We start from the raw sequence: 8,769 nt of genomic DNA on the forward strand, positions 1-8,769 counted from the left end.
GCAATGCAATATATTCTGAATGCCATTAGAAGAAATGGAATGCTATTAATTTTTGTCTTTTTAGAGTTAATTGCGTTGTTTCTTGTATTTAAGAAAAATATTTATCACGAAACTATTCTTGCCTCTGCAAGTACTTCGTTTACAGGTTATGTGGATGATAAAATTGCAAAGGTGACAAACTTTATTCATTTACCGAGTACCAATAAAGATTTGATGGACGAAAATGCCTTTTTGCGTGAACAATTGGTGCATTTAGGGATTAAAGATGCGAAAACTAAAAAGTTTTACAAATCGGATACCCTAGGTTATCATCAAACATATTCTTTTGTACCTGCTGAGATTGTAAACAACTCGATTATCAAAACGCAAAACCTTTTGACGATTGATAAAGGAACAAATGACGGAATAGAAAAAGGTGACGGAATCATTACAAATAATGGTGTAATTGGTATTGTAACTTTTGCAGGAAAAAATTATTCTCGTGCAATTTCGTTGTTAAACAAGGATATCAATATCAATGCGCGTATCAAAGGAAATCAATATTTCGGGACAGTGAAATGGGATGGAAAAGATCCTCGTTTTGTCCAGTTATATGAAATTCCGAAATACATCGAAGTGAAAAAAGGTGATATCATCGAAACGGATGGTAAATCGCCAGTTTTCCCAGAAGGAATTATTATAGGTAAAGTTGTAAGCAAAGGAATTGATGAAACGGGAGAAATGAAAGTTCAAGTAAGATTGAAACAAGATTTCGCCAATTTAGCACAAGCTTATGTGGTCACAAACCTTAATAAAGTTGAAATTCAACAAGTAGAAAAATCAGATACAATAACAAGTCCAAAGAATGTTCAATAAAGATTTTTTAATCAATATTATCAAGATTATCGTTTTAGCTTTGCTACAAGTTTTTGTGTTCAATCACATCAACTTTTTAGGAAGTTATCAACCATATATCTATATTGTATTTGTATTATTTTATCCGCCTTATCAAAATAAATATGCCTTATTAATCTTATCATTTATGTTAGGATTAATGATAGATATTTTCGAATATACAGGTGGAATTCATGCTTTCGCATTAACACTTATCGCATTTCTTAGAAATCCAATTATCAAACTTTTGGCAGGAAAACAAGATTACGAAATGGAATTTTTCTCTTTCAATTCGTTTAGTTTTGCGCAATGGTTATTTTATTTAATTATTCTAATTCTTGCACATCATATTATTTTATTACTTCTTGAGAATTTTAAACCATCAGGAATTGGACCTTTGATGCTAAAAGCATTAATCAATTCGGGAATAACTTTTGTGTTTGTCTTTATTTATAAAATTTTATTTAAAAATAAAGTTGGAGTATGAAAAAGTTGATGGTTGTTTATGCACTCATCCTGTTTATAGTGTTTCTATTTATAGGACGTTTAGCGTATTTGCAATTATTTACAGATCGTTATACGTTAAATGCATTTAATACGTCGATCAAGCAAGAAATCATTTATCCCAATCGTGGTGATATTCTTGATCGAAACGGAAAATTGTTGGTGAGTAATACCTATTCGTACGAATTAGATGTTATTCCAGGAAAATTAATTGACAGTTATGGAGAATATATGAATGGTTTTGATAAGCCTAAATTCTCTAAAATGATTGGAATTTCTACACAACAATTTGATTCTATTTTAGATAAAATTGTAACTGCAAAAGATTACAAAAAATTATCTCCATATCCTTTTTTAAAGAATATTTCGCGCGAGAATTTTGCTCGTATGCAAGAGCAATTATATTTGTATCCAGCGTTTAGTATCATCAAACGTCCTGAACGTAAGTACATGGTAAATTCTGCAGGAAATATATTGGGCTATATAAATGAGGCCAATCAATCCTATATCAAAACAGATTCTACCTATTATCAACCTGGAGATTTAGTAGGAATTGCCGGAGTTGAGAAATCGTATGAAAAAGATTTGCGTGGAGTAAAAGGTGTAAAAAACTGGATTGTAGATCGAACAATGAACGTTGTTGGTCCATATAAAAACGGAGATTATGATAGACCTGTAAAAAGTGGAAAAACAGTTCATTTAACAATTGATTATCGTTTGCAAGAATTGGCAGAACAAATGCTTCAAAATAAGCGTGGGGCAATTGTCGCACTTGATCCTAATAATGGTGAAATTTTGGCTTTAGCATCTGCACCTACAATTAATCCAAATGATTATTTGAATACAAAGTTGAGAAGTGCATTAATTAATGATTCTATTGCTCGTCCAACTTATGATAGAGCCTTACAAGGAACTTATCCTCCTGGTTCTACATTCAAAATGGTAACGGCTTTGGCTGGTTTACAAATGGGAACGATGACAGAAAAGACAACGTATGTTTGTAAACATGGTTTCCGTTATGGACGTATGCATATTGGTTGTCACTGTGGAATGTATTATACACCACAAGGTCTAGAACATGCGATTGGAAAATCGTGTAATAACTTTTTCTCAGAGGCTTACCGAGATATTGTTCGTAAAGATCCAAACGATTATAGTGTAGGAATTAATGAATGGGCTTCCATTTTGAATAGTTTCGGATTAGGAAAATTTATGGGAACAGATTTACCTGTTGGTAGCAAAGGTCTTATTCCGACAGCTGAGTTTTACGACAATCGTTTTGGAGAAGGTGTTTGGAATCCTTACCGTATTATTTTTAATGGTATGGGACAAGGAGATATTAATACAACTCCGCTACAAATGGCTAATTATACAGCAATTATTGCTAATAAAGGATTTTTCTATACACCGCATATTGTACATAGTATTGATGGAAAACCATTGACAGATTCTACCTATATGGTGAAAAAAAATACATTGGTTGATCCAAAACATTTTGACATCATTCAACGCGGAATGCGTAATGTATTTACAATGGGTACAGCTCGTAGTTTTGATACAAGTTCTTTTGTACAATTTGGTAAAACCGGAACTTCTCAAAATTCTCATGGACAAGATCACTCATTATTTGTATTGTTTGCTCCAGCAGATAAACCAAAAATTGCGATTGCTGCAATTGTAGAGAATGGTTCTTGGGGTACAACTTATGCTGGACCAATGGCGAGTTTGATTGCTGAATTGTATGTAACAGATACAATAAAACGTCCTGCGTTAGTGCAACGTATGAAAAATGGTAATTTACAAGGCGAATATCGTCGTCAATGGATAGATTATCTAAAAAGAAAAGGATTATACGTAGAACCAGTAAAAAAGGATTCGATCGGAAGTAAAATAGATAGTTTAAAATTAAAAAAAGATTCAACAAAACTAAAACATGAGCCAAAGCAGATTACTAAAAGGAATTGATTGGACCGTACTGATCCTAGGGTTTCTGATAGTAACTTTCGGGATTATGAATGTGTATAGTGTCAATCCAGATTTAGGTGTAAAACAGCTAATTTGGTTTGGACTTGGAATGGTGATGATATTGATTTTGATAATTGCGAGCGGAAACAATCGTAATTTCTTCGAAATTTATAGTCCTGTCTTTTATATCATTTCCCTCGTTTTGCTCGTTGGAGTTTTGATTGTGGGAAAGGAAATTAATGGTGCAAAAGCTTGGTATCGTTTTGGTCCTCTGAGTTTGCAACCAGCCGAATTTGCGAAGATTGGAACAGCTTTGTTGATTGCTAATTTTATCAATCATTCAAACGCTAATCTAAAAGACTTAGGTTTTATAGGAAAAATATTGTTGATTATTGCAATACCAGTAGTTTTAATTCTTTTACAACCCGATTTAGGTTCAGTAATTATTTTCTGTTCATTAAGTATTGCGTTGTACAGAGAAGGACTTAATCCGTGGATAATTTTAGCGCCAATCATATTATTAATCATTTTCTTGATTTCGATTGTACAAATTCCTTTTTATGTTTTATTAGTTTTTGGATTTATAATTCTGACAATTGCGTTATTAATCTTAGCTTTCAATTATAATCAGAATGTTGTTGATGCGATGCATGGTGTTTTAATCGGTTTATCAATTTTCTTTTTATTATTGATTGGAATTTGTTATTTAGTTGAAGATTTATCAGAAACAACAAGAGAATCTTTCGGACATTTATTCCCAATGCGTTCCTTATTTTTCTCAGAACCGATATTTTTTAATACAACTTTCTTTGGTTTAATAGGATTCTTTATATCAATTATTCCAGTTTTAATTTTAAAATTAACCGAACAAAAAGAAATTAATGATTCACCATTCAAAACACAATCTGGATTAGCTGCAAATGTTCTGAATTTTAGTATTATTGCGTCTATTGTGTTGTTATTATTTGCAAGTACGGTTAGCTTTATTTCTCCGATCATTTTTGAGAAGTTACCGAAACACCAAAAAGAGCGTGTGATGGTTTTGTATGAAGGAGAAGCAAAATACCGCGATACTTCAGGATATAATTTATTGTATGCAAAAACAGCGATTGGTTCGGGCGAATTATATGGAAAAGGTTACAATCAAGGAACTATTAAAAAAGGAAGATTTGTGCCAGAACAACAAACCGATTATATTTTTACAACAGTTGGAGAAGAGTGGGGATTCATTGGTAGTACGGCTTTGGTGATTGTTTATGCGGTTTTCGTAGGACGATTATTTTTCTTAGCCGAAATCCAAAAAAATAGATTTGCACGATTTTATGGATATGCAGTCGCCTCTATTTTATTTTTCCACTTCTTTATCAATATTGCAATGGTAATTGGGCTTTTCCCAACGGTTGGTATTCCGTTACCGTTTTTCAGTTACGGAGGAAGTTCGTTATGGGGATTCACAATTCTGATTGGAATTTTCCTAATCATTCATTACAAAAACAGTCAAGGATTTATTTAGAAAATAATTCAATAAAATAAAAAAAGCTACATTGATTTTCAATGTAGCTTTTTCGTTATTATTTCGATACTTCTAACTCAGAAATATGATGAACTTTCTTAATTAATTTATTGTCTTTATCAACCAAGATTAGAGTAGGAGTAGACTCTATTCCAAACTCAGCTGCGATTGGTGAATCCCATCTCAAAAGATCAGTATAATTGTACCAAGGTAAATCCTTTGTAGCGCTATTAAACGCTGTTTGATCGTAGTCTAAAGAAATAGCAACAATTTCTCCGCCTTTTGATTTAAAGTTCTTGTAAAACTCTTTAATATGCGGGATTTCTTGTTGACAAGCAGGACACCAAGAAGCCCAGAAAACAATTAATTTTTGATCTGCTTTGATATCATACAATGATTTTTTTCCATTAACAGGTTGAGGAAAGGTGATATTCGGAACTTTGCTTCCTGCTTGCATAGAAGCGCTTTGTCCTACTTTCTTTTTCAATTGATCTGTTACGTTAGAAGTCAAACCTTTTACTTTATCTACGTATTTTTTATGAAAATTTGCATATTCTTTTTCAGGAACAAAGTTTAAGATAGTTGTCAATACATTTTGACCTCTTGTTGTTTTGATATCTGTTTTAACCAAAATTTCGTCTGTAGCAGCAATTAAATTTCCTTCTACATCTTGATTGTTAGCAACAGCTAATTTTCCATTAATATAAGCAAAAACTAAATCATTAAAGATTCCAGATTGCTCCAATCGTACATCATCTTTTACAAAATGATTTACAATTTCATTTAGGGTTTCAGTATCTTTATTTGTTTGAGCTTTTTGTTTCAAATCATTCAACTCATTAATATAGGTAATTAATGGTGAGAAATTTTCGTTACGTTTCAACTCTTTTATTCGTTTATCTTCTTTTACCATTGCTGTATAAAACTCGTCAGTCGGTTTATACATTTGCATTAAATAAGGAAAAACTTGGTTCTGAATTTCATTTAATGGTTGAAGAGCTAAAACTTTATTGTATTCTTTTTGTGTATTTCCCTCTAAAATTTCAAGCTTAGAAGACATTTCTTGTCCACTTACCGTTTTGAATTTTAGATTTTTGTTATCTGTTAATAACGAAAGATTTTCTCCAGTTGGTAAATCAATACGTACAAAACCATTGTATGCTTTCGGAACTTTTACAGAGAAATTTCCATTATTGTCAGTAATCGCATTGTTGATTAATTTCATTTCAGCATTCTCGAAAATTTTAACCAAAACAGGTTTGTTTACATAATTTTCTATTTGCCCAGAAACATTAAACTGTCCAAAAACAGAGCTTCCTAAAACAACAAGCGGTAGTATAAATTTATTTTTCATAGTTTGTTTGATATAATAAAAAAAACCTCAATCGAATAGATTGAGGTTTAAAAGTATGAATTTATTTTTTAATAACTTGTCTTTGTCTGTAGGAAAAATAGCCTGCAATTGTTACAGCTGTAACGATTAAAATAGGCGCATAATCATCAATCGGAACTTTTCTATTTCCAGTTCCACCTCCTTCAATTCCACCTCCATCGCTAGTTTCACAATCTGGCATATCTGGTGGACAAGGATCAGCAGCCTTTATTACCTTAGAATAACTAAAAAAAAGTATAATTAAGAATAATTTATTTAAATGTTTCTTCATAGCTAGGTTATTTGTTAATGGTTTTCTTCGTTACTACTTTACCATCTTTATATGTTATTTTAACAACATACATAGTAGGTATATTTGTTAGATTAAGCTTATAATCAATATTTGTCATAATATTTGTTTTATAAAATATTTGACGACCTGTTAAATCAAAAATTGAAATATCTGCTGTTGTATTTTTATCTTCAAATCTAACATACTGACTTCCATTATTTGTATAAAGAAATGTAGCGTCAGTTCTATTCAAATCACTTGTTCCTAACGTAGTTGGAAGTTCATTCCAATAAAACTCAAAACGTTCGTTAATTTTATCATCAGCAACAAAACTTAATTCAGTAGCCTCACTAACATTTATGGCTTTTTTTGTGACATTATCATATAAATAGTATTTTCCTACATTTAAATTTTTTACTTTATTTAAGATAGAATATTCATAAAGATTTAAATTTAAACGATAATTTTTACCATTTTCTAAATTATAAAAACCTATTCTCAGAGGTTTACCGATATAATCTTCATTATTGAATTGATTAGTTAATGTTTGAGAATCTAACAATACATTTCCTTCTTTGTCTTCTTCATAGAAAAAAATAGGATTAGTAATTTTAGCAGGATTAGAAGAGCCAGTAGTCATAAAGTTGGCATTTAACAAATAGGCAGCATTTCCTTGTAATTGGTTATCTTTACTCAAATACAATTCCAATTGTGTAAAATCAAAATCTGTAACTAATCCATTTTCTTTTAATTTTTCATTATGTAAAATATCAGACTCTACATTAGCTGTATTTGCTGATTTAGAATATGTACCAGTACCTGAAAAAGTATATCCATTAATAAAAGTTTTTTGATAATCGCTTAAATTAACCTTAGCATCAATAATAAGTGATCCATTTCCTGATGGACTAATAACATTATAGTCTACGTAAAATGATTCATAAGGCTTTACCAATAATGCTTCGGGGCTTCCTGTCCAAAAATATTTACTAGTTGTATTATCCTTCATTAAATAAGCACTAAGAGCAGTTGTGTTTCCTGTACTAGTGTTTCCTGAGTTACTATTCCATTTAATTATGTAATCATTAGCTACCTTGAATACTCTAAATCTTAATGCCCCCCAAGCATTTGCTGGTGATTGATTTGATCCAGCAGTTGTAGCAAATGTAATCCATGAAGCTCCAGAATTAATATTTGATAAATCTAAATTAGATGTAAAAGGATTTCCTAAACGATGTAAATTTTTTCCAAATAATTTATCATTATCATATTTAGTACCTGTTTGGTTTCCAATATATGAATCATAAGACTCTGCATAATTATTGATTCTATTTTTCCAATCTTTCCAAGCAAGATTTGCAAAATCAGAAGTTTTTCCTTTTAATCCACTTTTTAGAGTATAGTTTGTTTGATTGTTATTAGGAATACCTGCAAATACTAACGAACTAACAGCACCTAAAGAATTAATTGTAGACTTTACATTAGTTCCATTTCTTAAATTTAATAAATATCTACGTTCTGGAGCAATAGTGTAATTATTGTCTACAGCATCATATTCTGTTTCTTCAACATCCCATACAAAAAGAGATTGAGTATATCTTTTATCAGAACCACAATCTACATTAATGGCACAATTTCCTGAGAAGAAATTACCTCCAGTCATAGAATTTATAACATCTTTAGCTAATGTATTTTTGTATGGTAACGAGATAATATATTCATCATTTGTTAAATCAGGAACAGATCTCTCAATAGCTACTTTTCCTTTTACATCAGCAGCGTCTTTAATAATTAATTGACCATAAGAAGTCGAACTTGTATATTTATTCACGAAGTTTTTTCCAGTCGTATTAGCATTACTAAAACCACCTTGAATTTGAATATTCCCTTGGTTAATTATTTTTTCAGTTGTAGCTGTAGTAGTAGAAGCATCTGTGGCAACACTAACATTGCCTCCGTTGTAAAAAAGAGTGTTTGGATTAACTTTGACTATTACAGCGTCTTTGATATATGTATCTTGCGCAGAAGCGCTATATATCGCACCTAATGCGAATAAAGCAAGTAGATTCTTTTTCATAAATTATGTTATTTTGGTTGGTTTCTTTTAAAATTAAAGAATAATTTCATTACAAATATAAAAATATTTATTAATAAGTTACTATACAATAGATTATATTATAACTTTTTCTGGTAAATCTTTAATGTTATACATCAAATCAGTAAAGATTTCTTCCGTAACTGCTCGCAATC

The 8,769-nt window shown here is 30.8% G+C and carries 7 protein-coding genes; 4 read left to right on the plus strand and 3 right to left on the minus strand.

Annotated features, from left to right (window positions below):
- The first annotated feature begins 3 nt into the window (after positions 1 to 3).
- The 4 genes from mreC to rodA are packed head-to-tail and all read left to right on the plus strand — an operon-like array spanning position 4 to position 4,855.
- Positions 4 to 855 (plus strand): rod shape-determining protein MreC, encoded by an 852-nt coding sequence (gene mreC / locus B4E95_RS11260; RefSeq protein ID WP_291066878.1) that lies wholly within the window; start codon positions 4 to 6, stop codon positions 853 to 855.
- The gene (gene mreD, locus B4E95_RS11265) at positions 845 to 1,360 is read left to right on the plus strand and encodes a rod shape-determining protein MreD (protein WP_125348710.1); all 516 of its coding nucleotides are present in this window, start codon (positions 845 to 847) and stop codon (positions 1,358 to 1,360) included. Before mreC ends, mreD begins: the two co-directional genes overlap by 11 nt.
- Positions 1,357 to 3,342 carry a peptidoglycan D,D-transpeptidase FtsI family protein gene (locus tag B4E95_RS11270; RefSeq protein WP_180905008.1) on the plus strand — a complete coding sequence of 662 codons (1,986 nt, stop codon included), beginning with the start codon at positions 1,357 to 1,359 and terminating at the stop codon, positions 3,340 to 3,342. The genes mreD and B4E95_RS11270 overlap by 4 nt, the downstream gene beginning before the upstream one ends.
- A 46-nt stretch (positions 3,343 to 3,388) precedes the next feature.
- Complete coding sequence (gene rodA, locus B4E95_RS11275; RefSeq protein ID WP_414646652.1) at positions 3,389 to 4,855, plus strand: rod shape-determining protein RodA; 1,467 nt, start codon at positions 3,389 to 3,391, stop codon at positions 4,853 to 4,855.
- Positions 4,856 to 4,913: 58 nt separating this feature from the next.
- Here the strand turns inward: rodA and B4E95_RS11280 are convergent, their stop codons facing one another.
- The 3 genes from B4E95_RS11280 to B4E95_RS11290 all read right to left on the minus strand — a co-directional run bounded on the left by B4E95_RS11280 (position 4,914) and on the right by B4E95_RS11290 (position 8,596).
- Entirely contained in the window at positions 4,914 to 6,209 is a 1,296-nt protein-coding gene (locus tag B4E95_RS11280) for a TlpA family protein disulfide reductase (protein ID WP_291091592.1), read from the minus strand.
- A gap of 61 nt (positions 6,210 to 6,270) precedes the next feature.
- On the minus strand, positions 6,271 to 6,519 hold the full coding sequence (locus B4E95_RS11285) for a hypothetical protein (protein ID WP_291091594.1): 249 nt from the start codon (positions 6,517 to 6,519) through the stop codon (positions 6,271 to 6,273).
- A 7-nt stretch (positions 6,520 to 6,526) separates the two neighbouring features.
- A complete protein-coding gene (locus B4E95_RS11290) occupies positions 6,527 to 8,596 on the minus strand; it encodes a hypothetical protein (RefSeq protein WP_291091596.1) in 2,070 nt (689 codons plus the stop codon).
- Positions 8,597 to 8,769: the final 173 nt, after the last annotated feature.

The sequence above is a fragment of the Empedobacter sp. UBA7494 genome (assembly GCF_002478465.1).
Classification (GTDB): domain Bacteria; phylum Bacteroidota; class Bacteroidia; order Flavobacteriales; family Weeksellaceae; genus Empedobacter; species Empedobacter falsenii_B.